Source organism: Gemmatimonadota bacterium, assembly GCA_016714015.1.
Classification (GTDB): Bacteria; Gemmatimonadota; Gemmatimonadetes; order Gemmatimonadales; family Gemmatimonadaceae; genus Pseudogemmatithrix.
Genome location: JADJNZ010000001.1, coordinates 604,477 through 629,655 on the forward strand (window position 1 = coordinate 604,477; position 25,179 = coordinate 629,655).

25 protein-coding genes and 1 pseudogene are annotated in these 25,179 nt (G+C 70.4%); 18 read left to right on the plus strand and 8 right to left on the minus strand.

Annotation, left to right across the window (positions count from 1 at the left end; all coding sequences use genetic code 11):
• Nucleotides 1-8 precede the first annotated feature (8 nt).
• The 3 genes and pseudogenes from tdh to IPJ78_02580 all read left to right on the plus strand — a co-directional run bounded on the left by tdh (nt 9) and on the right by IPJ78_02580 (nt 3,299).
• Complete coding sequence (gene tdh, locus IPJ78_02570) at nt 9-1,037, plus strand: L-threonine 3-dehydrogenase (GenBank protein ID MBK7905423.1); 1,029 nt, start codon at nt 9-11, stop codon at nt 1,035-1,037.
• 98 nt (nt 1,038-1,135) lie between these two features.
• Nucleotides 1,136-2,284 (plus strand): annotated as a pseudogene (locus tag IPJ78_02575) (glycine C-acetyltransferase).
• A 127-nt stretch (nt 2,285-2,411) separates the two neighbouring features.
• Nucleotides 2,412-3,299, plus strand: a complete 888-nt coding sequence (locus IPJ78_02580) for a sulfurtransferase (protein MBK7905424.1) — start codon at nt 2,412-2,414, stop codon at nt 3,297-3,299.
• Nucleotides 3,300-3,578: 279 nt separating this feature from the next.
• Here IPJ78_02580 and IPJ78_02585 read toward each other — a convergent pair whose 3' ends face one another.
• Nucleotides 3,579-4,244 (minus strand): hypothetical protein, encoded by a 666-nt coding sequence (locus IPJ78_02585; GenBank protein ID MBK7905425.1) that lies wholly within the window; start codon nt 4,242-4,244, stop codon nt 3,579-3,581.
• Nucleotides 4,245-5,050: 806 nt separating this feature from the next.
• Between IPJ78_02585 and IPJ78_02590 the strand changes: the two genes are divergently transcribed.
• From IPJ78_02590 to IPJ78_02630, 9 genes are all read left to right on the plus strand, one after another.
• A complete protein-coding gene (locus tag IPJ78_02590; GenBank protein MBK7905426.1) occupies nt 5,051-6,157 on the plus strand; it encodes an ASCH domain-containing protein in 1,107 nt (368 codons plus the stop codon).
• A 149-nt stretch (nt 6,158-6,306) separates the two neighbouring features.
• On the plus strand, nt 6,307-6,594 hold the full coding sequence (locus IPJ78_02595) for an antibiotic biosynthesis monooxygenase (GenBank protein ID MBK7905427.1): 288 nt from the start codon (nt 6,307-6,309) through the stop codon (nt 6,592-6,594).
• Nucleotides 6,595-6,637: 43 nt separating this feature from the next.
• A complete protein-coding gene (locus tag IPJ78_02600; protein MBK7905428.1) occupies nt 6,638-7,231 on the plus strand; it encodes a hypothetical protein in 594 nt (197 codons plus the stop codon).
• Nucleotides 7,232-7,372: 141 nt separating this feature from the next.
• Nucleotides 7,373-7,576 carry a hypothetical protein gene (locus tag IPJ78_02605; protein MBK7905429.1) on the plus strand — a complete coding sequence of 68 codons (204 nt, stop codon included), beginning with the start codon at nt 7,373-7,375 and terminating at the stop codon, nt 7,574-7,576.
• Nucleotides 7,576-7,866: a type II toxin-antitoxin system RelE/ParE family toxin gene (locus tag IPJ78_02610; protein MBK7905430.1), complete on the plus strand. Its 291-nt coding sequence runs from the start codon at nt 7,576-7,578 to the stop codon at nt 7,864-7,866. The genes IPJ78_02605 and IPJ78_02610 overlap by 1 nt, the downstream gene beginning before the upstream one ends.
• Before the next feature lie 55 nt (nt 7,867-7,921).
• A complete protein-coding gene (locus tag IPJ78_02615) occupies nt 7,922-8,416 on the plus strand; it encodes a hypothetical protein (GenBank protein ID MBK7905431.1) in 495 nt (164 codons plus the stop codon).
• Between the two features lie 82 nt (nt 8,417-8,498).
• Nucleotides 8,499-9,614, plus strand: coding sequence for a beta-lactamase family protein (locus IPJ78_02620; GenBank protein MBK7905432.1), 1,116 nt, complete (start codon nt 8,499-8,501; stop codon nt 9,612-9,614).
• A 133-nt stretch (nt 9,615-9,747) separates the two neighbouring features.
• Entirely contained in the window at nt 9,748-10,044 is a 297-nt protein-coding gene (locus IPJ78_02625; protein MBK7905433.1) for a BrnT family toxin, read from the plus strand.
• On the plus strand, nt 10,041-10,271 hold the full coding sequence (locus tag IPJ78_02630; GenBank protein ID MBK7905434.1) for a BrnA antitoxin family protein: 231 nt from the start codon (nt 10,041-10,043) through the stop codon (nt 10,269-10,271). The genes IPJ78_02625 and IPJ78_02630 overlap by 4 nt, the downstream gene beginning before the upstream one ends.
• A gap of 64 nt (nt 10,272-10,335) precedes the next feature.
• Here IPJ78_02630 and IPJ78_02635 read toward each other — a convergent pair whose 3' ends face one another.
• The 4 genes from IPJ78_02635 to IPJ78_02650 all read right to left on the minus strand — a co-directional run bounded on the left by IPJ78_02635 (nt 10,336) and on the right by IPJ78_02650 (nt 15,272).
• Nucleotides 10,336-11,451 (minus strand): hypothetical protein, encoded by a 1,116-nt coding sequence (locus IPJ78_02635; protein ID MBK7905435.1) that lies wholly within the window; start codon nt 11,449-11,451, stop codon nt 10,336-10,338.
• Between the two features lie 231 nt (nt 11,452-11,682).
• A complete protein-coding gene (locus IPJ78_02640) occupies nt 11,683-12,153 on the minus strand; it encodes a hypothetical protein (protein ID MBK7905436.1) in 471 nt (156 codons plus the stop codon).
• Nucleotides 12,150-13,286: a hypothetical protein gene (locus tag IPJ78_02645; protein ID MBK7905437.1), complete on the minus strand. Its 1,137-nt coding sequence runs from the start codon at nt 13,284-13,286 to the stop codon at nt 12,150-12,152. The genes IPJ78_02640 and IPJ78_02645 overlap by 4 nt, the downstream gene beginning before the upstream one ends.
• 240 nt (nt 13,287-13,526) lie before the next feature.
• The gene (locus IPJ78_02650; protein MBK7905438.1) at nt 13,527-15,272 is read right to left on the minus strand and encodes an NYN domain-containing protein; all 1,746 of its coding nucleotides are present in this window, start codon (nt 15,270-15,272) and stop codon (nt 13,527-13,529) included.
• Between the two features lie 330 nt (nt 15,273-15,602).
• On the opposite strand from IPJ78_02650, the gene IPJ78_02655 reads away from it, so the two are divergent.
• The 6 genes from IPJ78_02655 (at nt 15,603) to IPJ78_02680 (ending at nt 21,233) form a co-directional block, all read left to right on the plus strand.
• Nucleotides 15,603-16,808, plus strand: coding sequence for a HAMP domain-containing histidine kinase (locus IPJ78_02655; GenBank protein ID MBK7905439.1), 1,206 nt, complete (start codon nt 15,603-15,605; stop codon nt 16,806-16,808).
• Nucleotides 16,809-16,821: 13 nt separating this feature from the next.
• Nucleotides 16,822-17,100 (plus strand): hypothetical protein, encoded by a 279-nt coding sequence (locus IPJ78_02660; GenBank protein MBK7905440.1) that lies wholly within the window; start codon nt 16,822-16,824, stop codon nt 17,098-17,100.
• Nucleotides 17,100-17,381: a hypothetical protein gene (locus IPJ78_02665; protein MBK7905441.1), complete on the plus strand. Its 282-nt coding sequence runs from the start codon at nt 17,100-17,102 to the stop codon at nt 17,379-17,381. Before IPJ78_02660 ends, IPJ78_02665 begins: the two co-directional genes overlap by 1 nt.
• A gap of 16 nt (nt 17,382-17,397) precedes the next feature.
• Nucleotides 17,398-18,777: a sigma-54-dependent Fis family transcriptional regulator gene (locus IPJ78_02670; GenBank protein MBK7905442.1), complete on the plus strand. Its 1,380-nt coding sequence runs from the start codon at nt 17,398-17,400 to the stop codon at nt 18,775-18,777.
• A gap of 105 nt (nt 18,778-18,882) precedes the next feature.
• Complete coding sequence (locus IPJ78_02675; GenBank protein MBK7905443.1) at nt 18,883-20,574, plus strand: BamA/TamA family outer membrane protein; 1,692 nt, start codon at nt 18,883-18,885, stop codon at nt 20,572-20,574.
• 137 nt (nt 20,575-20,711) lie between these two features.
• Nucleotides 20,712-21,233 carry a hypothetical protein gene (locus IPJ78_02680; protein ID MBK7905444.1) on the plus strand — a complete coding sequence of 174 codons (522 nt, stop codon included), beginning with the start codon at nt 20,712-20,714 and terminating at the stop codon, nt 21,231-21,233.
• Nucleotides 21,234-21,342: 109 nt separating this feature from the next.
• On the opposite strand, the gene IPJ78_02685 is transcribed toward IPJ78_02680, so the two are convergent.
• From IPJ78_02685 to IPJ78_02695, 3 genes are all read right to left on the minus strand, one after another.
• A complete protein-coding gene (locus tag IPJ78_02685) occupies nt 21,343-23,457 on the minus strand; it encodes an MCP four helix bundle domain-containing protein (protein ID MBK7905445.1) in 2,115 nt (704 codons plus the stop codon).
• Nucleotides 23,458-23,551: 94 nt separating this feature from the next.
• The gene (locus IPJ78_02690) at nt 23,552-24,160 is read right to left on the minus strand and encodes an HNH endonuclease (protein ID MBK7905446.1); all 609 of its coding nucleotides are present in this window, start codon (nt 24,158-24,160) and stop codon (nt 23,552-23,554) included.
• A gap of 43 nt (nt 24,161-24,203) precedes the next feature.
• Nucleotides 24,204-25,154, minus strand: coding sequence for a branched-chain amino acid transaminase (locus IPJ78_02695; protein ID MBK7905447.1), 951 nt, complete (start codon nt 25,152-25,154; stop codon nt 24,204-24,206).
• Nucleotides 25,155-25,179: the final 25 nt, after the last annotated feature.

Consider the following 25,179-nt stretch of genomic DNA (forward strand, 5'->3'; position numbering starts at 1 on the left):
AGTCCCCGGTGCGCGCACTGGTCAAGGCAACGGCAGCACAAGGCTTCGTCCTCAAGGACGTCCCGGTCCCCACGCACCGCGAGCACGAGGTGCTCATCAAGGTGAAGGCGGCCGGCGTCTGCGGCACCGACGTGCACATCCACGAGTGGGATGCGTGGGCGCAGGGGCGCTGCAAGCCGCCGTTCACCGTGGGGCACGAGTTCGCCGGCGTGGTGGAGAAGGTCGGGTCGCTCGTGACCGACGTGAAGGTGGGTGACCGCGTGACCGCCGAGGGGCACATCGTCTGCGGGCACTGCCATCTCTGTCGGACGGGCAATGCGCATGTGTGCCCCAACACGAAGATCATCGGCGTGGACCGCGACGGCGCCTTCGCCGACTACATCGTGATGCCCGCCTCGAACGTCTGGCCGCTCGACGCCGACGTGCCGTTCGAGATCGGCGGCATCCACGACCCGATGGGGAACGCCTTCCACACGGCGCTGCACGGGACCGAGCTCCCCGGCGCGACGGTGCTGGTGACCGGCTGCGGCCCGATCGGCATCTTCGCCGTGGGGATCGCGAAGGCGGCGGGGGCCTCGCACATCGTGGCGAGCGACGTGAACCCCACCCGCCTCGCGCTCGCGCGGAAGATGGGCGCGCACTCGGCGGTGCAGCCGCAGGACGCGGAAGCCGCCGTCCGCGCCGCGACGCACGGGCTCGGCGTGGATGTGGTGCTCGAGATGAGCGGCGTCCCCGCGGCGATCCACCAGGCCTTCAAGCTCGTGCGCGTCGGCGGGCGGGTGCAGATGCTCGGCATCCCGGCCAAGCCGATGGACGTGGACTTCGCCACCGAGGTGATCTTCAAGGGGATCACGATCTACGGGGTGGTGGGGCGGCGGATGTACGACACCTGGATCCAGATGACGCAGTTCCTGCGGGCGAAGCAGTTCGATCCGACGCCGGTGATCACGCATCGGTTCCCGCTGGAGCAGCATGCGGAGGCGATTCAGGTGATCAAGTCGGGCGAAGCTGGGAAGGTCGTCTTCGAGATCGGATGATGCTCCGATGAAGGCTGAAGGATGAAGGGTGAAAGTGGACCGCCCGGCCCCCGCATCCCGCACTTCAACTTTCCTCCTTCATCCTTCAGCTTTCATCCATGAACAAGACCTTCGTCACCCAGCTGCAGTCCGGCCTCGCCGACCTGGCCGCCAAGGGCACCCTCAAGAAGCTCAACCACCTCGCCTCCCCCCAATCCGCTCGCGTCCAGATGGAAGGCCGCGGCGAGGTGCTGATCCTCAGCTCCAACAACTACCTCGGCCTCTGCGACCAGCAGGAGGTCGTGGACGCGGGGATCGCGGCGCTCAACAAGTTCGGCGCCGGGACCGCGAGCGTCCGCTTCATCTGCGGCACCTTCACCGTGCACCGCGAGCTCGAGGCCGCCCTCGCCCGCTTCGTCGGGACCGAGGCGGCGATGAGCTACGTCTCGGCGTGGAACGCCAACGAGGGCCTCACCGCCTCGATCGTCGAGGAGGGGGACTTCGTCATCTCCGACGCGCTCAACCACGCGTCGATCATCGACTCGGTGCGCCTCGCGAAGGCGATCACCAAGTGCACCACCGCGGTCTACCAGCACAGCGACCTCGACGACCTCGTCGCCAAGCTCAAGGCCAACGCCGGCGCGCGGCGGAAGATCATCTGGACCGACGGCGTCTTCTCCATGGAAGGCTCCGTCGCCAAGCTGCCGCAGATCCTCCAGGTCGCGCGCGACCATGACGCGATCGTCGTGATGGACGACTCGCACGCCACCGGCGTGCTCGGCGCCACCGGGCGCGGGACCGCGGAGCACTTCGGGGTGCTGGGTGAGGTGGACATCATCACCAGCACGCTCGGCAAGGCGCTCGGCGGCGCGGCGGGCGGGTTCGTCGCGGGGCCGAAGGCGCTCGCCGACACGCTCACGCAGCGCTCGCGCCCGCAGCTCTTCTCCAACGCCCTCCCGCCGACGGTCGCCGCGAGCTCGCTCGCCGCGGTCGAGTTCATCGAGGCGCACCCCGAGCGCGTGCAGACGCTGCGCGAGAACGCCGCCTATTTCCGCGCGGCGATCAAGGAGGCCGGGTTCAGCCCGCTCGAGGGCGAGACGCCGATCGTGCCGATCATCATCGGCGAGACGGCCGACGCGATCCGCATGAGCGAGCTGCTGCTCGACGAGGGGATCTTCGTGACCGGCTTCGGCTTCCCCGTGGTGCCGCAGGGGACCGCGCGGCTCCGCTGCCAGATCTCGGCGGCGCACACGCGCGATGACCTGGACTACGCGGTGCGGGCGATCAAGAAGGTCGGGATGCAGGCGGGGGGTGATCAAGTGAACGCCGACCGTCAGGACACCCTGCGCGCCGGCTGGCGCATCCCGCTCCTTCGCGCGCTGCCTCCCGGCCTTCGTGCGTCCCGCAGCGGCGCAGCAGCCCGCGGGTCCGCGCGCGCGTCCCGCGATCGAACCGCTGGTGACGACCGAGTGGCTCGCGCGCGAGGCCGCGTCGCCCGACGTCGTGGTGCTGCAGCTCGGGCCCGCCGAGTCGTTCGCGAAGGGGCATCTCCCCGGCGCGGTCGCGCTCGACTACTTCCGCGAGGTCGTGGCCCCCGCGACCGAGGGCGGCCTGCAGGTGGAGCTCCCCACGCCCGAGGCCTTCGCCGCGATGCTCGCCGCGAAGGGCGTGGGCGCGACGAGCCGCGTGGTGATCGTCTTCGACACCGCGACGGCCTTCGCGCGCGCGGGACGGACCTTCTTCACGATGGAGTGGGGCGGCCTCGAGGGGCGCGTCGCGATCATGGACGGCGGGCTCGCGCAGTGGAAGCGCGAGGGGCGCGAGCTGGAGGCGGGGACTGGACGCGCGGTCACGCCGGGGCGCGCCGGTGCCCTCACGGCGAACGCGCGCCTCCGTGCCACCAAGGCCGACGTGGTCGCGATGGTCGGCCGCGCGGGGATGCGGATCGTGGACGCGCGCGACACGGTGTTCTACCAGGACCTGCGCGACAACCAGATGCCGCGCGGCGGGCACATCCCGACGGCGGTGAACCTGACCTTCTCGAGCGTGACGAACGCGGACGGGACGCTGAAGCCGCGCGCCGAGCTCGAGGGGCTAGTGCGCGCGCTGGGGATCGCGGACGGCGACCAGCTCACGACGTACTGCCACATCGGGGTGCAGGGATCGTGGATGTACTTCGCGCTGCGCGTGCTCGGGCGGGATGTGCGGGTGTATGATGGGTCGTTCGATGAGTGGAGCCGGGATGCGTCGTTGCCGGTCGAGGGGGCCAAGCCGCGGCCGTAGGACGGCACGAAGGAGCGAGGAGCGAGGGGAAGGAGCGAGGGGCGAGAGGAAGTGAGAGAAGTGAAGTGAAAGTGCAAGCGAGAGGGCCCTTCTCCTTCACGCTCACACTCGCTCCTCCCCCTTCCCCTCGCCCCTCGATATTTCCCCTCGCTCCTCGCTCCTTCGCTCCACACTCGCGGCAGGTCCGGAAACACGAAACCCCACGGAACCTCCAGTGCCGCCGGAGATTCCGTGGGGTTTCCGCCCTCATGGCCCGTCAGTTGTCGTCACGCGTGGCGCTCAGGCGGCGGCGGGCACCTCCTGCTCCGTGGCCGCGATGCGCCGCACGCGCTTGGCGGAGCGCCATTCGGCTTCGAGGGCCTCGTTGCCGACGATGGTGTGCATCACGAGGGCATCGAGCGTGGCCACCGCCTGACGGCCCTTCGTCAGCGCGCCGCGGATCTCGCTCGTCACGCCGGTCTTGCGCACCCGCCCCGACGTACCCGCGTCGAAGGACCGCTGCACCGCCGCGGCCGCCGACCGCAGCTGCTCCAGGTAGTCGGCGGGGAACTCTGCCGCGCTCAGAGCCTCCACGTGCTTCTCCGCCGCCACCGCCATGGCCAGCGCCGTCTGCACCAGGCGTTCGCGTTCCAGCGCCCGCGTCGACGGCGTGATCGACGCGAACTCCGGCGTCCCGCGGAGCGACGCGCGGGCGAACTTCAACAGCGGTGTCACGTACTTCCGGAGCAACGTGCGCTCGAGCTCGATGCGCCGCTGCACCTCGCCGCGGACGGCACGCGCGAGACTGCCCTGCTCCGTCGCGGCCCGGTCGAGCTCCGCGACCGCTGCGTCTAGCGTCCGCTTCGCCGCACTCGCGACCGCCGCCGGCACGGCGTTCGCGTGCACCGTCAGGAACTGCTGTACCTGGCGGAGCGACTGCCCAACGTGGAACTGTGAACGTTGCATGACTCTCTCCTCGTGGAACGGTGATGGACGCGGATGGAAGACCACCGGCATCGCCCGCGTCCAACGCGAGGCCGGTAGAGCTGTGCGGAAGCAGTGAGTGATCCAGCAGCGGTGTCGCCGCGATCGCGCGGCCGCGGTGTTCGGCGCGCGGACCGGCGGTCTCGCATCAGGCAGCAGCACCGGTCGGGCCAAGCACTACGGTCTCTGCGGCGTGCGGCAGCCCCCTTTCCTGCCGGGCACTGCCTCCTCTTCATCGCGCGGCAGCACCGTTCGCGTCGTGTGCCTGCGCCGTTCGGTCCGTGCGTCTGCGCGGTTCGGTCCGTGCACCTGCGCCGTCCGGTCCTAGCACCCCGCAGCTCGCTTCATGCACCTGCGACGTCCGCGTCGTGCACGTGCGCGCTTCGCGTCGTGCGCCAGCGCTCTTCGCGTCGTGCGCCTGCGCCCTTCGCGTCGTGCGCCTGCGCCCTTTGCGTCTTGCGCCTGCGCCCTTCGCGTCATGCGCCTGCGCCCTTCGTCTCGTGCAGCTGCGTGGATCGAGTCGTGCTGCGGATCCCTTGGATCGAGCACCGAGCACCCTTCGCCTCGCGCGCCGCCCCCCTGCCTGCGGTCGCACACCCTCTCATCCATTCCCCCGGATTTCGGCCGTCTGGCGCCCGTCACCCGCGCCTTGTGCCGCAACACCTTTGGTGCCAACGTCTTACGCTTCTCCTGAGGAAATCGGCCCTTTCACGATCGGTAGTGGTTTTCAGGAGAAGCCCGCCCGCCCCCGCGTTCCCCGCCACCCGCAACCCTCGTCCCCGTTCCGCATGCGTGTCCTCTCCATCCAGCAGCCGTGGGCCGAGCTGGTGATCCGTGGCGTCAAGACGTTCGAGGTCCGGACCTGGTCCGCCAAGCACGAGGGGGGGCGCATCGCGATCCACGCGAGCGCCAACATCGAGCTCAAGAAGGTCGAGGCGCTCTGGGCGGATGACCGCGCGGCCGCGCAGTGCTTCGCCGACCAGGGCTGGATGGACCGCGACGACCTGCGCGCCCTGCCGCGCTCGGCGATCATCGGCAGCGTCGCGCTGCGCGGCGTGCATCCGGCGACGGCGGTGCACGCGGCGAATCTCGACCTGTCGGCGACGAACTGGGTGGAGGACGCGCTCGAGACCGCGGTGCGCGATCCGGTGTCCGGCGCGTTGCGGCCGGGCCCGGCGCCGGTGCGCACGCTCCCGGTGGCGGTCCCGGCGCGCTCGTGGGTGTTCGGGTTCGCGCGGGCGCTCGCGGTGGAGCCGATCCTCGACGTCGAAGGGCAGCAGCACCTCTGGGCGCTCCCGCCGGCGCTGGCGACGGAACTCGCGGCGCGCGAGGCGCGTGCGCGGACGGGGGAGTGGACGCGCCCCGCCCCGTCGCCGGAGCGCGTGAAGGCCGCGCGCGACGCGTGGCGCGAGCGGTTCGAGAGCGAGGAGACGCGCTATGGGCTGCGCCTGATCCGCGAGGCGCTGGACGAGGCGGCGAACGACGCGATGAAGCTGGAGGACGAGGGCGCCGAACGTATGCTGAAGGAGACGATGCGCAAGCTGACGTCGGGCCGCGATGCGCGCGACGCGGACGGGCGCCTCTGGGTGCGCGTGCCGAAGGCCCTGCGGCCGCTCTTCGACGACGCGGAGCGCGTGCCGGCGACGCGGTTCGAGGCGGACCTGCGGATGCTCATGCACCGGGTGCGACTGCAGGAGCAGGCGAACGTGGAGTACCAGAAGCTGCTCGACGCGGCGGTCGAGCGGGTACGGGAGGGGGCCGAGCGCGCGGAGCGGTCGCCGAGTTCACGGTCGGCGCTCGAGGCGGAAGTGAAGCGGGCGTTCAAGCGGGAGTGGCTCGAGGTGGAGGCGGAGCTCGGGAAGTCGGAGGGGTTCTTCCACTTCCCGGAGTACTGAGATCGCATTCCGATGTCGTGCGGGGCGCCTTGCGACGTCGGGAACCGGCTCCGAGATTCTCAGCGTGTACCGTGCCGGCCTCCCTCTCGGTCATGGATCACGCCGGTCGTTGGAGACCACGTCAGGGCGATGACAACGGAGTTCGTGCAATGCCGGTGACGCGCATCAACGAGTTCCATGCGGCCCCGGGCCGCGAGGCGGCGCTTCGCGCGTTCCTCGACCGCGTGATCGCGCTCGTGTCCGCGGCGCCCGGGTGCGCGTCCTGCGAACTCCTCGTCGATCCGACCGACGCGAGTCGCCTCCTCATTCTCGAAGCATGGACCGACATCGCGGCACACCAGGCTGCGGCCTCGCAGGTGCCGCCGGACATGTATGCTGCGTTCAAGGAGTTGATCGCCGAGCCGCCTCGCGGCCGCTATTACGCATCGCCGGCGTAGGGCGAGTCCTGCGCGAACGCCGTCTCCCTCCGGAGGACGAACCATGCGACGCCCGTTCCGCTCCATCGCCCTGTTCCCGATCCTCTCGCTCCTCGCGTCCGCCTGCACGCTCCGCTACTCGCAGACGACGTTCAAGGATCCCGTGCTGCAGAGCGAGAAGGCCGGCTTCTCGATGCAGACCGGGCTCGTGCTCTTCGGGCGCGATCATGCGTTCGGTCGCACCGATGCGCAGCTGCTGCTCAATCGGCAGGAGTTCGCGTCACAGCCCAAGACCGTCCTGCAGAACGTCTCCCTGACCGCGCGCTACTTCCCGGTGCGCTCCGGATTCGTCCGGCCCTTCGTCGGCGGCGGATACGGGCAGCGCGCCTTCTTCACCGAGACGACCGTCAGCACCTGCCCCTCGGGCTACATCTGCTTCCCCGGCTACGACGAGGACTTCCAGGACACCAACCGCCAGCGACTCAACACCGGATACAATCCGCTCGTGACCTTCGGCGTGGAACTCGGTGACCGGAAGGCACAGGGCGCGTCGTCCACATGGGTCATCGACGCGACGCGCGAACTGGCGACGCCGGACGGCGACTGGGACTTCCGCGCCTGGCGGGTGAGTCTCGGTCTCGTCTGGAGACTCTGGTGAGGATCCCTGCGGATCGTGCGGAACGGTCCGGTTCGGCCGTCATGGATCGGGTCGGTCTGCCCTGTCCGGATTCGCTTGACGAGAGTCGGTCCTGCCCACTGCATGCTTGTGGTATTTCGACCGCTTACGCAGGTTTCTTCTATGGCCGACGCACCCGACATCCGCCCCGACGCGAAGCGACTCGTCGATCAGCTCCCTCCGAGCGCGAGCTGGGACGACTTGGCGTACGAGATCTACGTCCGACAGTCGATCGAGCAGGGTGTCGCTGACGCCGACGCGGGCCGCACGCTGGATCACGAGACGGCTCTCGCACGCGTGCGCGCCCGGATTCGCCGCGCATCGTGATGCTGCCGCTCCGCTGGACGGAGCACGCCGTCACACAGCTCGAAGGCATCGTCCAATACATCAGCGCCACGTCGCCCGTCTACGCCGAGGGCGTGGTGCTGCGGATCGATCAGCGGTTGCAAGCAGCGCGCCTTCAGCCTGGCATGGGGAAGCCGGTTCCTGAGAAGGACGATCCGACGATCCGGGAGCTTGTCTCGCCGCCGTACCGCGTGTTCTACCGGCCCCGCAGCGAGTGCATCGAGGTGCTCGCCATCGTGCACGGTCGGCAGGTGCTCGACGACGCCTTCTAGAGGCCACGCGCCGCAAGCTGACGTCAGCTCGCACGAACCCGCACTGGAGAAGCCAGTGGATCCCAAGGCGCCGCACGGTCCCGAGTCGATCCCCGAGACGGTCGCGCAACGCGTCCTCGCACGCGCGGCGGAGTTGGACGCCGCATGGCGCGAAGTGTCGGCGCTCACGCAGCGCGAGGCGGCGGTCGCAGCCGATGCGCGTGCCCGTCCCGGTGTGTTCCACCAGCTCTGGCGTCGCCTTCGACACCCGGATGATCCGGCCATGCGCCTCAGCACGGCGGATCGCATCCTCACGGGTGCGACCGCGACGGCCGGTGCGCTCGGACTGTGGATCGGACTGGTCCAGCTCGCCGACGCATTCGGCGCACCGTGGCTCTTCCTCCCGCTCAGCCAGTTCGTCGCAGCCGGTCTCGCGATCCGCAGCGGTCCTGCGCATTGGGCGCTCATGCTCGCGGGTATCGCCGGGGTCGCGCTGGGTGCGTTCCTCGGGTCGCGGCGCATGTCGCCGGAGTTCACGCTCCCGGCGCAGGCACCGTTGTTGGCGGGATAGTTCGGCGCCCGTCTCGCCCGTGCACGGATCGTCCACCACCCGCCCTCGGGCGACCACCCACCTTCGATCGATCGTGCTCCCCATGCCCGCACTTCTCCTCTTGGCGTCGCTGTGCGCCGCCACCGCGCAGGCACCGGCCCGTCCCGCGGCGGATTCCGTGCAGGTCCGCATGCAGCGGATCGCCGACAGCGTCGTCGCCGCGAGGCCGCGCATGCCCGGGATCATCATCGCCGTCGAACACCCGGCCACGGGCAGGCGATGGAGCGTGGCGGCGGGACTCGCGGATACGGCGCGGAAGACGCGGCTCATGCCCGACCAGCCGGTCCGGCTGGCGAGCAACACGAAGACCTACACCGCCGCCGCGGTGCTGCGGCTCGTGGAGATGGGACGGCTCGCGCTTGGTGATCCGTTGGCCAAGCACCTGCCGCCGCCGATCGATTCGCTCCTCCGGCGCGATGGGTACGCGACCGACAGCATCACCATCGAGCAGGTGCTGAATCACCGGGCGGGACTCAATGAACACCCGGCCGTGCGAAGCTATGTCGCGATGCTCCGCACCGATCCACAGCATCACTGGACGCCGCGCGAGCAGCTCCAGTGGCTGGTGGACAGCCTCTCGCCGGTGGGGCCGCCCGGTGCGCAGTTCCGCTATTCGGACGCCGGCTACGTGATGCTGGGGCTGATCGTCGAGCGGCTTGTCGGACAGCCCCTCGGCCCCGCGGTGCGGTCGCTCGTGCGCTTCGACCGGCTGGGACTCCGCCACACCTGGTGGGAGCAGATGGAGCCCGCGCCCTCCGGCGTACCGGACCGGGCGCACCAGTATCTCGGTGGGCTCGACGCGTACGGCATCGACCCCTCGTTCGACCTCTACGGCGGCGGCGGCATCGTGGCGCCGATGGCCGAGCTCGCGCATTTCCTCACCGCGCTGCTCGACGGACAGGTGTTCGAGCAGCGCGAGACGCTCGACGCCATGATGCGCCCGCGGAGCGCGGAGATGAACGGCTATGGGATGGGCCTCTTCGGATCGCGGGTGGACGGGATGACCGGGCGTGGCCACAGCGGCTTCTGGGGCACGACCGCGATGGTGTTCCCGGACGCGGGCGTGACGATCGCGGTGGCGATCACCGAGCAGGGTGAGTTTCGGCAGGCGAACGCCGTGATGGGCGCGGTGCTGAAGGTGCTGGGGGACGGACCATAGGACATCTGGTGCGTGGAATGCCACGAGCGCCCCACCGCGATCGCTCGATCGAGCGTCGGACCACGCGACGTCAGACGGACCGGCAGTGGATCGATTCCCTTGACCACGTGTACGTTGTACATACATTCAGGAGATGAGCGCCATCCGCTTCGAGTGGGATAGCACCAAGGCGGCGTCGAACCTCCGCAAGCACGGCGTCGCGTTCGAGGAGGCGCGCACCGTCTTCGAGGACGACGAGGCGCTCTTGATCGCCGATCCGGAGCACTCCGCCGCCGAGGAGCGGTTCGTGCTCATCGGCCTCAGCGCCGCGCTGCGGGTCATCGTGGTCGTGCATTGCGAACGAGACGACGGGGATGTCATCCGCATCATCTCGGCGCGCAAGGCCGATCGCGGTGAGCGCGCCGATTACGCTTCCAGGAGAACACCATGAAGAAGCACTACGACTTCTCGAAGGCCATCAAGAATCCGTACGCGAAGCGGTTGAAGCGGTCGGTGACGATCCGCCTCGATGAGTCGACGGTCGAGTATTTCAAGGCGCTCGCCGAGGAGACCGAGCTGCCCTATCAGAGCTTGATCAATCTGTACCTTCGCGACTGCGCGGCGTCGGGCCGGCGGCTGGCACTGACCTGGCGCCCGCTGCGCGCCGCGGGCGTCTAGCGGCACTCGGCGCGGAAACGCCCTCTCCCCTTCACCCTGACACTTCTCCTCGGACCCCGCCCCGTCACGGCGCCTCGAAGATCTTGAGCCCCGACCGAAAGCGCGTCGCCGTCGCCCACGTCGTCGGCAGCACGTTGGCGAACGCACCCGCATACGCCACGAATCCCGCCGGCGCGGGCTCGCCCGCCGGGTGCACCACGACGAACATCACGTTGAAGTTCTTCTGCGACACGCTGCTCGCGGGCGTGCGCACCCCGTGCAGGGCGACGATGTCGCTGATCTTCACGATGCGCTTCTTGATGAACTTGTACGGCTCGCCGCACAGGGGGCCGGCCGCGTTGTAGGCGTCGTTCCCGGGGATCGGGGCGAACACGTGCTGCGTCACCGGCGCGACCTGTGCCGGCGGGATCAGCCCCATCAGGTAGAGCGACAGGTCGGAGAAGCGCGTGGTGGTGCCGGGACTCCCCTGACTCACGCACGTCGTGCGGTTGCGCACGATCCAGTGCGCGTTCGCCAGCGGATCGACGACCGTCGAGTCCCCATTGAAGAGATCGAGGGTGTTCTGGTAGTGGCCGGGATACGTGGTCCCGAAGTTCTCGATGCCCATCAGCCAATAGTGGCCGAGTTCGTGGAGGAGCTCGTTCTGGAAGCCCGTGAAGAAGAGCATGGGATCGAAGCCGACGGCGTCCGCCATAGCCCAATGCTGGTAGAAGGCCAGTTGGACGACGTTCTTGAGCTGCGGCGCCTCGGGGAACGCGCACGAGTCGCATGAGCCGATGCCCGAGATCTGTCGGTTGGCCACGAAGCTGCTGGACGTGATGAGCGGCTTGGTCGGCAGGACGACGAGGAAATCGACCGTGCTGATGTCGCCGTAGACCGCCTCGAGGCGATCGACGAGCGCGACGTAGTCGATGACGTAGCGCGCATCGGGCGGCGGGTACGCGGCGTGGATGTTGAGGATCGACCCGGGCGCGGTGTCCTCGAGCACGTGCACCGTCGGCCACGCCGTGGTCGCGGCCGGGGTCGCGGACGTGGTCCTGGTCGCGGGCATGTCGGCCGGCGCCACGACCTCCCTGTCCCGCGCGCAGGCCGACATCGCGAGCGAGAGGAGGGCTGACAGCGCGGTGCGGCGGAGGAGCGCGGGCGCCGCCGCGCGGCCACGAAGGTGGGGGACGTGCATGGTCAGCTCTTGGAAGTGGAGGTGATCGGAATGGACGTGCAAGCGCGGTCCGCTGGTGCGCGAATATGGAGCGTGTTCGAGGAACTCATGCGATCCGTGGGCGACCTCCTCTCTCCAGAGTACTGAGGCGCGATGGGCGAGAAGGGAGGGAAACGTCCCGGGGTGAGGGAGAGGGTGTTCCCGCTCTCGCGCCCCCCGCCGGCCCTTGGGACCCGCACGCGATAGCGACGACTAGTCGAGGTGGAGCTCCGCGGCCCGAACCTCACTGATCGGAAGCTGCGCGAGCACCGCGCCGCAATCCGCCAGCAGTTGCACGACCCCTCGCTCAGGCACGTACCGGACGTTGTCGTCGTGGAGTACACTCCGCAGGCCCGCGACGTCGTCCTCCGCGACCATGCGGTAGATGTCCACTACGGGGTCGATCGACGAGACTGCGCAGGTGTGGTAGGCGCAGGTCAACGCATCGACGACGCACGAGTGGTTGCCACGCCCGTGCGTCCCGTCCTGCGATGCCGCATTGACCTCGTGCCCCGCATCGCCGGCACAGAGGTTGCACTTCGCCGTACATACCTCGAAGCGTGATGCCTCCAGCTGCGCTTGCAGGGTCGCCGTCGACCGCACATCCGCTGGACTGCCGGATCCTGCCGCGCCTGCCAAGAGGAGGAGGCAGGCGGACGTTCCAAGGACTCGTGTCATCGTCATTCGGGACTCCGTCGCTGGTGTTCGGGTGAGATGCTGACTTCCATGACCACGAGCCGCCCGTTGCCGCCTCCGGGACCGATCCCCCAGAGGCGTCCGCCGCCGAGGTTGCCTGCGATGTACTCGTCGAGATCCCGCATGGACACCAGCGTGCGCGTCTTCGGATCGAACACGAAGAGCCGCGTGTTGAAGTAGCGGCCCCAGTCGTCGATCTCGATGGTCGGCTGCCCATCGACCGTTCGACTCGGGGCGAGTGCCTCCGCCCACCGCGGATCACGATACGCCATGGTCACCAGCAGGCGGCCGTCGGCGAGCTGTTCGATCGCATGGAACATCTGCCCGACCAGTCGTGGCTCGCGCGTCACATGGAGCGCCTCGAACTCCGGTATCGGCAGGTCCCACACCTCCAACTGCTCGCCCGCGGCACTCCAGCGCTGCAATCGCGGCGCCCTCGCCGCGACGGTCCAATACGTGCCATCGCGCTCCGCCCGGACGGGAAGTCGGAGGCGCGGGACCTCCGCCTCGTTCGTGATCCTCGCCGAACGCGTATTGCCGAACGACCGCACCAGTTCGGCCTTCCGGTCGAACAGGTGCAACGGCATGCCGAACGAGAGTCGCGTGTCGTAGCGCTCCGACACGACGAACCCGCCTCCCGCGGCGAGCATGATGTGCAGAGGCTTCCGGCCGCTCCACGGTTGGGATCGCGCGAGACCGCCGTCCGGTGCGAAGAGGGTGAGCCTCGCGTTCGCCTCGTCGAAGACGGCAGTGGAATCGGCCCACCATCGCGCGACGAGTGCCGGTCGCCGGAACTCGCCGGGCCCAGCGCCGACTCCACCGATCGGGGCGATGTAGCTGCCGTCGCGCGAGAAACGATGCACGCGATCGGCGATGGGGTCCGACACCGCCCAGTCATGTGTCGCGAACGGCGAGACCGCGTCAGGCAGCGGCGGGAGGCCGCCATCCGGCCAAGACGCGTCGAATCGGACGCGCACCACCACATCGAGATGGCAGCGCACACACGTCGGTCGCAGGTCGATGACCGGCTGCGACCAGGCCGGTGGGGCGAGTAAGCCCGAGAGGAGATGCGCCAGGCCGAACGCGAACAGGCGGGCCGTCCCTCGCTTCTGGATGCTCACGCGGCGGTCCTCCGGATGCCGACGGCACTAGGCTCGCATCGGGACCGGCGGCGCGCAAGAGTCCGAGGTTCCCGAGGAACGAAGAGCGAGAGGAAGGGGCGAGGCGTGAGAGGGAGGGAGCAGTGTCAGAGATCTCACGCATCCAGCACCGGATCCACGCACGAGCGGGGCGCCCGGCTCACCGGACGCCCCGCTCGCCTCATCACCGGTCGCGCTCTCGCGCGACCGTGACGCGTTCGCCTACTTGGCCTTGGCCTTCTTCGCCGCCGGCTTCTTGGCCTTGGGCTCCTTCTCCGCCTTCTCGGCCTTCGCCGGCTTCTCCGCCTTCGGCTCCTTCACCGCAGCCTTCTTCCCCTTCCCCTTCTTCTCCTCGGCGGCCGGCGCGGCCACCTCGGCGACGACGGGCGCGGCCGGCTCCTCGACCATGCCGAGGAGCAGCAGGCCCTGCGGGATCCCCGCCGGCTTGCCACCACCACGACGGTTGCTCGGCACCGAGCGCGGACCCATCCCGCGCGGGGCGGGCGCCGACGGCGCTGCCGTCGGCGTCGCGGCCTTCTCGGCCACGGCGAGCTGGTCGGCGATGCTCGCCGCACCCGAGGCCGCGAGGACCTCGAACGCTTCGCCGCGCTTGCGGAGGTCCACGAGGCCCGCGTCGTGCGCATCCTTGAGGATGCGCGCGAAGTTGCGCTCGGAGAGCGACTCGCTGTCGCGGCCGAGGAGCTGGTGGGCCTTCACGCGCACCGTCTCGCTCGGGACCGGATCCTCGGTGTTGGCGACCGCGGCGACCGCATCACGCACGAGGCCGAAGGCCTCGTCGCGCGTGAGACGGATGCCACCGGCGCCGATGGACGGGTCGCCGGCGGGACGCGGCGCGTGCTGCTCGCGCGGCGGACGCGGCGCATGATGCGAGCGCGGCGCGTGCGCCGGCGCAGCGGCCGGAGCCGACGGCGCGGCGACCGTCTCGGTGGCATCGGCGGCGACGGCCGCGGTGCCCTCGGCGGGGGTGCTGCCCCCCTCGCGCGGACGGTCGTCGCGATCGCGACCGCGACCACCACGACCACGACGACCGCGACGGCCACGGCCCTCGCGCTCCTCGCGCTCGCCACGCTCACGCTCGCCCTCGGCGGCGGGAGCCGACGACGCGGCGGCGGACTCGACGGCCTTGCCCTTGGGCGGACCGACCTCGAGCTGGCCGTTCTCCAGCTTGTGCACGTGGAGCAGGCCCTTCGACTGCGCCTCGAGGCAGAAGCGCGAGAACTTCGACATGCCGAGATCCTTCTCGTCGAAGCTCGCGTCGATCTCCTGCATGACCTGCTTGAGGCGGTCGGAGCGCATGACGTCGCCGTTCTTCTGCATCCGGCCGATCGCCTCGGTCACCAGCTCGTACGGGTCCCACTTCTTGGTGCCCGACTCCTCGCCCGACTTCACGAGGCCGGCGAGGGCGTTGTAGCTGTAGTACTCGTCGCAGTTCTGGACGAGGAGGTCGCTCGACGACTCGCGGATGCCGACGCCGATGACGTACTTGCCGTACTCCTTGAGCTTGAGCACGAGCGACGAGAAGTCGCTGTCGCCCGAGAGCAGGATGTAGGTGCCGATCTCGGGGCGGGTGAAGACGAGCTCGATCGCGTCGACGGCGAGGCGGATGTCGGTCGCGTTCTTCTTCGACGAGCCGTAGGCCGGGGCGAAGATGAGGTCGATCGACGACTCGCTGAGCGGCACGATGTACTGCGGATAGCGGCGCCAGTCGGCGTAGGCGCGCTGGACCGCGACCTTGCCGGAGATGATGGCGCTGCTGAGGAGGTTGCGGAGCTCCGTCTGCAGGTCGGAGCGGATCCCCATCGTGACGTTGTCGAAGTCGATGAGGAGGGCGGCGTTGGGCGCGTGGGAATGGGCGCCGGCGGTCATCGCCTGGGGCCCCCGATGGAGCGGGGCCACCGCGGTGCGCGCAGGACGCGCGGCCGCGGAGAGGTTGGAACGAGGATGCATCTGGTCCTGGCGCGCTGCGCCAAATGAAGTGAGTGGCGCGGGGGCGCTCGCGCTCAGCCACTCGTCCGGACGCTCACACAGTCCGGAGGACGCCGCTGGCGCAAACGCGCTCCCGCCTCGGGGCGCCCGGCGTGCCGATGGTCGCGCTCCCATGGCGGCGATCATCGACGCGCTAGGCGCGTCCCATCAGGAAACCTAGTCCGATGGGTCGCAAATGACAGTGGGGGGCCGACTTCCGCCCCTCCACCACCCCTGCGCGCCCCCCGGTGGATGCATAGACTTGAGGGGCGAAACCACCCTTTCCGCGCCCCCGTACGGGCCCCAGGCATCGTGAAGCACCCACGCTTCCGTACCCGGCTGTTTCTCATCCTCGCGCTCTTCGCGTTCGTCCCGGCCATCCTCCTCACGCTGGCCTGGAGCTACGCCGCGCGCGCGACCATCCCCCAGCTCAGCGGGTCGGGGGCGTGGGAGCAGGTCGCCGCGAGCGGCGAGCGGGCGATCGCGCTCGCGCGGGCCAAGCCCGGCAGCACGGAGACCGAGGCGGCGCTCGCCGCCCATCAGGACGCCCTCGGCGAGGCGCGGGTGCGCGCGCGGCAGGTGCGCTTCATCTCGGAACGGGCGGCCACCGCGATGGCGATCGGCGGCCTGGTCATCGTGGGGCTGCTCACGATCCTCGCCTCGCGCGTCGCGGGACACCTGAGCCGCCAGCTCTCGCGTCCGCTCGACGAGATCGTCGGCTGGACGGGCCGCATCGCCAACGCCGAGCGGCTGCCGCTGCCGCAGGAGGGCGAGGCGAAGGGCGCGCCCGAGTTCGGCGTACTGCGGGAACGGATGCGCACCATGGCCGCCGACCTCGAGAAGGGGCGGCAGGCGGCGCTCGAGGCGGAGCGGCTCTCGGCCTTCCGCGAGTCGGCACGCCAGGTGGCGCACGAACTGAAGAACCCGCTCACGCCCATCCGCTTCGCCATCGCGTCGCTGCGGCGCACGGCGGTGGAGGGACAGCAGGATGCGGTGGAGGTGCTCGACACGGAGTCGGCGCGACTGGAAGCGATGGCGAAGAGCTTCGCGCAGTTCGGCCGGCTCCCCGAAGGACCGACGGCGACGGTGGACCTGCTCGAGCTCGCGCGCGAGACGGCCCGCACCACGCTGCCGGCGGAGATGACGGTGACGGTGACCGGCGACCTCGGCGTGCTGGTGCTCGGGCAGCACGATGCGCTGCAGCGGGCGCTCTCGAACGTGCTGCTCAACGCGGTCGATGCGACCGGCGGGCGCGGGACGCTCGCGGTGACGGCGCGCGTGCAGGGCGCCGAGGGAGTGCTGGCGGTGAAGGATGACGGGACCGGGATCCCCGCGGAGCAGCTGCCGCGGATCTGGGACCCGTACATGACGCAGAAGACGGGCGGGACCGGCCTCGGCCTCGCGATCGTGAAGCAGACGGTCGTGGCGCACGGGGGCCGCGTGGACGCGGTGAGCGCGCCGGGTGAGGGGACCGAGATCCGGCTCCGCTTCCCGCTCGTGAACGGACGCAACGGCTAGGGGACGCATCTCAATGGACGACATCGTCGCGATCGTCGGATTCTTCGGCACCGTGATCACCATCGTGATCGGGCTGCCGCTCGTGCGCGCGCACATCCGCGCGAAGGAGCGGCAGCCGATGCTCACGCCCGGCGAGCGGGAGCGCGACGAGCGCCTCGCGCGCATCGAGACCGCGGTCGAGGCGATGGCGATCGAGATCGAGCGGATCAGCGAGGGGCAGCGGTTCGTGACGCGGCTGCTCGCCGAACGCGAACCGGCGAAGGTGCTGCCGCCGCACGAGGGGACGCGCTGATGGACGGCCCCGTCATCCTCGTCCCCGTCTTCGCGGTCGCGTTCGGCATCCCGTTCGTGCTCGCCCCGCTGGCCAAGGCGATCGCCCGCCGCATCGAGCACGGGGTGAGCGGCGGCAGCGGCGTCGATCCCGCGCTCCAGGAGCGGATGAACAACATGGAGCGCAACATCGACGTGATCGCGGTCGAGATCGAGAAGCTCGCCGAGGGCCAGCGGTTCGTGACCAAGCTCCTCGCCGAACGCGAGCGCCCCGGCGGGGTATTGCCCCCGTCCCGCGACTGACCCCCGCCACGCGCCCATGCCCTCGATCCTGATCGTCGACGACGAACCCAACATCCGCCGGATGGTGGGCGCCCTGCTCGGAGCCGAAGGCTACGAGGTCCGTGATGCGAGCGATGCGGCGGCCGGACTCGCGCGCGCGGTGGAGTACGAGCCGGACCTCGTGCTGCTCGACCTCATGATGCCCAACCCGACCGACGGGCTGGAGCTCCTCGAGCAGCTGCGCGGCCGCTTCCCCGACCTGCCGGTGGTGATGATGTCCGGCCGCGCGGGGCTCGCCGATGCGGTGAAGGCCACCCGACTCGGCGCGGTGAACTTCCTCGAGAAGCCGCTCACCCCCGAAGGCGTGCTTCTCGCCATCGCCAGCGCGCTCGAGCTGCGCCAGGCGCGGCGCGAACGCTCGGCCCTGCGCGCCGACCTCGGCCTCGCGGGCGAGCTGGTGGGCGACTCGCCGGCGATGCGCAGCGTGCGCGAGATGATCGGCCGCGTGGCGCCGAGCGATGCGCGCGTGCTCATCGGCGGCGAGTCGGGGACCGGCAAGGAGCTCGTCGCCTCGGCGATCCACGCGCAGAGCCCGCGGAAGGACAAGCCGTTCGTGCGCGTGAACTGCGCGGCGATCCCGCGCGACCTGGTGGAGAGCGAGATGTTCGGCCACGAGCGCGGGTCGTTCACCGGCGCGACCGAGCGGCGCATCGGGCGCTTCGAGCTCGCGCACACGGGGACGCTGCTGCTCGACGAGGTGGGCGAGCTCTCCCCCGAGGCGCAGGCGAAGCTGCTGCGGGCGATCGAGGCGCGGGAGATCGAGCGCGTGGGCGCGGCGAAGCCCATCAAGGTGGATGTGCGGATCCTCGCCGCGACCAACCGCGACCTCGCGCGCGAGGTGCGCGAGGGCCGGTTCCGCGAGGACCTCTTCTTCCGCCTCAACGTGATCCCGATGGAGATCCCGCCGCTGCGCGAGCGGCCCGGGGACATCGCGGCGCTCGTCTCGCACTTCGCGGCGCTGCACCGGCGACGGTCGGGCCAGGCCGCGCCGACCTGGACGCAGGCGGGCGTGGATGCGCTCTCGCGCTACCGCTGGCCCGGCAACGTGCGCGAGCTCGCGAACATCGTCGAGCGGCTGAGCATCCTCTTCGCGGGGCAGGACATCGGCACGGCCGAGGTCGCGAGCGTGATCCCCGCGGGGGAGCACACGACCGCCAAGCCTCCGGCGCTCCCCGACGGCGAGCGGCTCGACGTGGCGTTGAGCGAGGCGCTCGACGAGTACGAGCGGCTGCTCATCGCGCGCGCGATGTCGGCGGCGAACGGGGTGGTGGCGGAGGCGGCGCGGCGGTTGCAGACGGACCGTCCCAATCTCTATCGCCGGATGAAGCGGCTCGGCATCGCTGGCGCGCCGGAGTGATTCTGACACGCGGGTGTGACACACCTCACGCCGCGCTCTATTGAAGCACACGGCGGCACGCCGCCTGCCTTTGGTGGTGCTGTCCTGAACCGAACGGAGCATTCGATGCGGAACCTGTTCCTCCTGATCGCCCTCGCCGTCGGCCTCGCCCCCGGTGCGGGCCGCGCCCACGCGCAGCAGCGCGCCCGCGCCGCCGGCACCATGTGGGGCGCGGTCGGCATCTACAACAACGCGGGGACCACGCGCATCTCCGGCCCGCTCGACGTGGCCGCCGAGCGCGAGATCTCCGGCGACGTGGCGGTGCTCAACGGCCCGGTCGTCATCTCCGGTCGGATCACCGGCTCGCTCGTCGCGATCAACGCCGACGTGCGGCTCAAGGCGGGGGCGCGGATCGGCGAGGACGTGATGATCGTGGGCGGCGTGCTCACGCGCGAGGACAGCGTGCAGGTCGGCGGCGAGGTGCGGACGCAGGCCGAGCTGATGCGGTACACCATCGAGGGCGACCGGCTCGTGCCCGAGGAGGACCGCATGAGCGAATGGCGGCCGCGCCTCGACCGCCCCGGACGCGAGCGCGGCGAGTCGTACACCGACCTCTTCTTCGTCGCGGCGCGCACGTACAACCGGGTGGAAGGGCTGCCGATCATGGTCGGCCCGCGCTTCCGCCGCCCGACGAGCTGGGGCCGCGTGCAGGTGGAGGCGTTCGGCGTGGTGCGCACCGCCGATCCCATCCGCTGGGACCGCGGCACGCTCGGTCACGACGCGCGCGCCGACCTGCGGCTCGGCGTGCGCAGCGGCCTCGTGCTGAGCGCGCGCGCGTTCGACGTGGTCGATGCCGTGGAGAGCTGGCAGCTGAGCGACACGGAGGCGGGGCTCGCCGCCTTCGCGCTCCACCGCGACATGCGCGATCACTACGGCCGCCATGGCTGGGAGAGCGGGATCGGCGCGCGGATCGGCGAGGAGGCCTCGCTGAACTTCGTCGCCGGGAGCGAGCGGTGGCGGAGCGTCGCGGCGCGCGATCCGTTCTCGCTGCGCGAGGACCTCCGGCCGTGGCGCCTCAACTCGCTCATGGACGAGGGGAAGGTGGACCTCGCCTCCGTCCGGATGCGCATCGACACCCGCGAGCGCGTGCGGTCGCCGCTCTGGGGCGGCTGGTACCTCAACGCCGACGTCGAGCGCGGCAGCGGGACGATCACGCGGAACCAGGGACCGGTGCCGGTGGGACCGGTGCTGGCCGAGCAGGTCACCTACACGCGCGGCTTCATCGATGCGCGCCGCTACAACCGCGTCTCGCCGGGGACGGAGCTCAACCTCCGCCTCGTCGCCGGCGGCTGGATGGGCGGCGACCGCCTGCCGCTCCAGCGCCGCGTCTCGGTGGGCGGGCCGGGCTCCATCGAAGGGTACGACTTCCGCCGCAACTGGTACGATGCCGACGACGTCTTCTCCTGCGGCGGCATCGCCGCATGGGACGGCCGGCCGACGCTCTGCGACCGCATCGCGCTCGCGCAGGTTGAGCTGCGACAGTCGCTCGACTGGGGCTGGTACCGCGGCGACAACTGGTGGCGCTTCAGCGATCTCACGCCGGCGTGGGTGCTCTTCGCCGACGCGGGGCGCGGGTGGACGACGCCGGACACGCCGGGCCCGGTGAGCCACGGCAACGGGCTCCCGCCGCTCTCGACCTTCCGCACCAGCATCGGCGCGGGGATCGATCTGGGGGAGATCGGGTTCTACTTCTCGAAGTCGGTCTCGACCCCGGACGAGACGCTCAACTTCACCGTTCGCCTGGGCCGACGCTTCTGATCGCACGCCGCCTCCTCTCGCTGCTGCTCGCCGCGAGCGCGCCCCTGGTCACGGGGGCGCCGCTCGCGGCGCAGTCGCGCGCGGGCGTCGAGATCCAGCTCCCCACCGCCACGCGGCTCACGGCGGAGGGACCGCTGGTGCGGGCACGGGCGATCCTCACCGATCCCTACCTGCGCGAGCTGCTCGAGAACGGCTTCCCCGCGCGGCTGCACTACCGCGTGGAGCTCTGGGCCGACGGGCGCTTCTTCGACGAGTTGCAGCGCTCGGCCGAGTGGGAGGTGCGCGTGGTGTCGCGCGGCACGCAGCAGCGCTTCGAGGTGATCCAGATCGTCGGGCAGCGGCCGCTCTCGCTGGGTGCGTTCGTGCGCCTCGAGGACGCTGACGCGGCCGCGTCGCGCCCGGTGCGCGTCCCCATCCAGGCGCCGGCGGAGGATCGCCGCTTCTATTACCTCGTCACGCTCGAGGTGGAGGCGCTCTCGGTGAGCGACCTCGACGAGGTGAACCGCTGGCTCAGCGGCGATCTCTCTCCCGCGGTGCGCGGCGAGCGGAACCCGGGCAGCGCGCTCGGTCGCGGCCTCCGGTCACTCGCGAGCCGCCTCCTCGGCGGCGAACGCCGCGAATACGAGGAGCAGAGCCCGACCTTCCGGCCGGCGAAGTAGGCGCACGCGCGAACGGGTGAGGGTCGACTCGCGTCGCCCCCACCCGTTCGGCCCTGATCGCGCCCCCACGGCACGATCCGAATGCGACTGGTCCCTGCTGGGACTCCTGCTAGAACTCCTCGAGCAGCGCGACGTTCTCGCTCTGGCGCGACGACGGAGCCGACGCGTGGCTCGCATGGTTGGCGTGGCCCGCATGCGCGACCGGCGGGGCCGGGGCGCGACGCGGCTTGGCGTTGAGACTGGGCGGACGCCGATCGTAGCGCGCGCTGCTCGGCGCCGAGCGGACGGGGCCGGAGCCGAGTGAGAAGGCGCCGACCGCTTCCTGCATCGATGCGGCCTGGCTCGCGAGTTCCTCGGCCGCGGCCGCCGATTCCTCGGCGTTGGCCGCTGCCGACTGCGTGCCCGAGCTGATCTGCGTGATGGCGACGGTGACCTGCTCGAGGCCGACGCGCTGCTGGTCCGCGGCGGCGACGATCTCGCGCATGATCTCGGTGACCTCGCCGGTGCGCTGCGAGATGGCGCCGAGCGCCTCGGTGACGCGTCCGGTCGCGCCCACACCGGCAGCGGCATGCTCCGACGCCTGCTCGATGAGCACGGTGGTGGACTTGGCCGCGTCGGCGGCGCGGATGGCGAGGGCGCGCACCTCGTCGGCGACGACGGCGAAGCCGCGTCCCGCATCGCCCGCGCGCGCCGCTTCGACGGCGGCGTTGAGCGCGAGGAGGTTGGTCTGGAACGCGATCTCGTCGATCTTCTTCACGATCGCGGCGGTGGCGCGCGACGACTCCTCGATCTTGGCCATCGCGACGACGAGCTCCTGGAGCCCCGCCTCGCCGCGCGTGGTGGCCTGCTGCGCGCCCTCGGCCATGGTGCGGGCCTGTCCGGCGGCCATCGACGCCTGCTTCGACATCGCCTCGACCTCGTTGAGCGAGCTCGAGATCTCCTCGACGCTCGCGGCCTGCTCGCCGGCGCCCTGCGCGAGCGACTGGCTGCCGTCGGAGATCGCCGCCGAGGCGACGGTGACCTGCTCGGCCGAGCGGGCGACGCCGGTGAGCGCCTCCTGCAGGTTCTGCGCGGCGAGGTTGATCGATTCCTTGATCTTCGCGTGGTCGCCCTTGTACTCGCCATCCACGCGCGCCGTGAGGTCGCGGGCCGCGAGCTGCTCGAGCACGACCGAGGCCTCGTCGATGGGCGTGATGACCGAGTCGAGGATGTCGTTGGTGCCCTTCACGAGCTCGGCGAAGGCGCCGTGGAACTTGGTGCTGTCGCCGCGGGACTGGAGGTCGCCGGCGACGGCCTTGGCGTTGAGCGCCGAACCCTCCGCGATGACGTCCCGAAGCACGCCCTGCGTGGAGGTGAAGTCCGCGACGATCGCCTGGGTGTTCGCGATCATCGCGTCCACGGTCGTCGCCAACTGCCCGATCTCATCCCCGCGATCGAGCTGGAGGGGGGCGGTCGACGGCGTCACGGTGACACCGAGGTCGCCGGTGGCCATGGCCTGGAGACCCTTTCGCAGCTCCGTCATGCAGTTCGACCGCAGGGCGTCCGCGCGGCCGATCGCGAGCTGCAGCGGGCCGGTGATGTCCTTCGTGAGGGCGAAGCCGAGCCCGAGGGCGAGCACGACGGCGAGGCCCATCGCGATCCAGACGATGGTGCTGCCGCGCGAGGCGGTGGCCTTCGCGTTCGCGAGGTCCTCGGCGGTGACCCGCATGCTGGCGGCGACGATCGAGTCGGCGTCGGCGGCGACGGCAGCGAAGAGCCGCTTGCCGCGCGCGACGACGGGGGCTGCCGCCGCCACCTCGCCGGCGTCGAGCAACCGGCGCACCGAATCCACATGCGAGCGGAACGACTCCAGGCCGCCCTTGAGGTCCTGCCACTGCTTCTCCTCCTCCGGGCTGCGCGCGAGCGCCTCGAACTCGGCGATGCCCTTGTCGAGTTCGGTGCGGGTGACCTCGTCGAGGTCGGCGAGGTTGGCGCGGTAGGCGATCTCGTCCTGGGCTTCCTTGGAGTTGAGGATCGCGAGCTCGAGACGGCGCATGTCCGACATGCCCAGGTGCGTGAGCATGATGCCGCGGACGCTCGGCAGGTTGACCTCGGCGATCTCCATCGCGACGGCGTCGATCCGCCGCATGGAGTAGAGTCCGAACGCGCCGACGGTGACCACGAGGAGGGCAACAGCGATGAATCCGCTGGTGAGCTTGGTACCGATACGGAATCGGGCGAGCATGGGGGTTCCCTGACACGGTGCGGGTGAGGGAGACGGAGTCTCCACCCTTCATTCTCGACCGTCCAGCGGAATTCCTGAGAACCCCTGCGCGCGCTCAGCCCGTGAGGATCCGCGCCTCGGGGGGCAAAGTGCCCCCGTTCCGCCGCTCCATCGCCTCGAGCTTGTGCACCACCTCGCTCCCGTAGAAGAGCTTGATGTAGTGCGACTGCGTGGGCGTGAGCCGACGCACCGCCCACGAGAGGTGGACGAAGTGCGGCTCCACCGGGGCGTGCAGGAGCTGCAGCCCGCACTCGTGCACGAGCCGGTCGGCCTTCCGCGTGTTGCAGCTGGAGCAGGCGGTGACGACGTTCGTCCAGACGTTCAGGCCGCCGCGCGAGATGGGGACGACATGGTCGCGCGTGAGGGACTCGCGCGGCCGCAGCTCCCAGCTGAAGCGCGTGCAGTACTGGCACCGGTAGGCGTCGCGCGCGAACAGGAAGGTGTTGGTGACCTGGCGGCGGAATCGGCGCGGGACGTGCACGAACTTGCGCAGGCGGATGACCGCCGGCCGCGGCATGGCGATATGCTCGGAGTGGACCGTGCGCTCCCGGTCCGCTTCCACGATCTCGGCCTTGCCATCGATCACCAGGCGAAGGGCCCGCTTGAGCGGGACCATCGTGAGGGGTTCGAACGACGAGTTCAGGGCGAGACAGCCGACGGTCACGACATCCTCCAGGAGGCAAGGGTCCTCGTCGGCTGGCGCACGGTCAACTCCGGTGCGCCGCGGCGGGGACGGGGGTGAGCCACCCTCTGCTGTCGGGGGCTCGTCCGGTCACGGTGGCGAGGTACCGCTCTTGGATGGCCGCGGTGATGGGGCCTCGCCTCCCCTCCCCCACGGGTATGCGGTCGATGCTGCGGATGGGCGTGAGCTCCGCGGCCGTCCCGCTGAAGAAGACCTCGTCCGCGATGTACAGCATCTCGCGCGGCATCAGCGTCTCCCGCACCTCGTACCCCAGGTCCTGCGCGATCGCCACGACGGTGTCGCGCGTGATCCCCTGGAGGATGCTCGCGGCGAGCGGCGCGGTGTGCAGCACCCCGTCGCGCACGACGAAGAGGTTCTCGCCGCTCCCCTCCGCCACATGGCCGGCGTAGTCGAGCATGATCCCCTCGACGTAGTCGTCGGCCTTCGCCTCGAGCTTGGTGAGCTGCGACGCGAGATAGTGGCCGCCCGCCTTCGCCATCATCGGGAGCGTGCCCGGCGCGGCGCGGCGCCAGCTGGAGACGGTGACATCGACGCCCTGCTCGAGCGCGTCGGCGCCGAGGTAGCGCCCCATCTTCCAGAGGATGACGAACGTCTCCACCGGGGCATTGATGGGATTCACGCCCATCTCCTGCCCCGCGCGGACGGCGAGCGGTCGGATGTAGCACTCGTCGAGCCCGTTCGCGGTGATCGTCTCGACGACGGCCGCGCAGAGCTGGTCGACTGTGTACGCCATCGGCATGCGATAGATGCGCGCCGAGTCGACGAAGCGCCGCATGTGCTCGCGGAGGCGGAAGACCGCACCACCTTCGGGGGTCCGGTAGCACCGGATCCCTTCGAAGATGCTCGAGCCGTAGTGCACGACGTGGCTCATCACGTGCAGGGTGGCGTCGTCCCACTCGACGAGCGCGCCATCCCGCCAGATCCGATCCGTCGCGCCGGTGCCGCGTGCGGTCATGCCCGACCCTTATGGTTGCGAGGGG

Excerpts from the sequence above, each read along its gene's own strand:
- IPJ78_02610 (MBK7905430.1), top strand. The coding sequence starts at position 7,576 with ATGCTGCCGCTCCGCTGGACGGAGCACGCCGTCACACAGCTCGAAGGC.
- IPJ78_02585 (MBK7905425.1), bottom strand. The coding sequence starts at position 4,244 with ATGCAACGTTCACAGTTCCACGTTGGGCAGTCGCTCCGCCAGGTACAG.
- IPJ78_02590 (MBK7905426.1), top strand. The coding sequence starts at position 5,051 with ATGCGTGTCCTCTCCATCCAGCAGCCGTGGGCCGAGCTGGTGATCCGT.
- IPJ78_02635 (MBK7905435.1), bottom strand. The coding sequence starts at position 11,451 with ATGCACGTCCCCCACCTTCGTGGCCGCGCGGCGGCGCCCGCGCTCCTC.
- IPJ78_02620 (MBK7905432.1), top strand. The coding sequence starts at position 8,499 with ATGCCCGCACTTCTCCTCTTGGCGTCGCTGTGCGCCGCCACCGCGCAG.
- IPJ78_02675 (MBK7905443.1), top strand. The coding sequence starts at position 18,883 with ATGCGGAACCTGTTCCTCCTGATCGCCCTCGCCGTCGGCCTCGCCCCC.
- IPJ78_02605 (MBK7905429.1), top strand. The coding sequence starts at position 7,373 with ATGGCCGACGCACCCGACATCCGCCCCGACGCGAAGCGACTCGTCGAT.
- IPJ78_02695 (MBK7905447.1), bottom strand. The coding sequence starts at position 25,154 with ATGACCGCACGCGGCACCGGCGCGACGGATCGGATCTGGCGGGATGGC.
- IPJ78_02685 (MBK7905445.1), bottom strand. The coding sequence starts at position 23,457 with ATGCTCGCCCGATTCCGTATCGGTACCAAGCTCACCAGCGGATTCATC.
- IPJ78_02595 (MBK7905427.1), top strand. The coding sequence starts at position 6,307 with ATGCCGGTGACGCGCATCAACGAGTTCCATGCGGCCCCGGGCCGCGAG.
- IPJ78_02640 (MBK7905436.1), bottom strand. The coding sequence starts at position 12,153 with ATGACGATGACACGAGTCCTTGGAACGTCCGCCTGCCTCCTCCTCTTG.
- IPJ78_02670 (MBK7905442.1), top strand. The coding sequence starts at position 17,398 with ATGCCCTCGATCCTGATCGTCGACGACGAACCCAACATCCGCCGGATG.
- IPJ78_02650 (MBK7905438.1), bottom strand. The coding sequence starts at position 15,272 with ATGCATCCTCGTTCCAACCTCTCCGCGGCCGCGCGTCCTGCGCGCACC.
- IPJ78_02630 (MBK7905434.1), top strand. The coding sequence starts at position 10,041 with ATGAAGAAGCACTACGACTTCTCGAAGGCCATCAAGAATCCGTACGCG.
- IPJ78_02660 (MBK7905440.1), top strand. The coding sequence starts at position 16,822 with ATGGACGACATCGTCGCGATCGTCGGATTCTTCGGCACCGTGATCACC.
- IPJ78_02625 (MBK7905433.1), top strand. The coding sequence starts at position 9,748 with ATGAGCGCCATCCGCTTCGAGTGGGATAGCACCAAGGCGGCGTCGAAC.
- IPJ78_02665 (MBK7905441.1), top strand. The coding sequence starts at position 17,100 with ATGGACGGCCCCGTCATCCTCGTCCCCGTCTTCGCGGTCGCGTTCGGC.
- IPJ78_02600 (MBK7905428.1), top strand. The coding sequence starts at position 6,638 with ATGCGACGCCCGTTCCGCTCCATCGCCCTGTTCCCGATCCTCTCGCTC.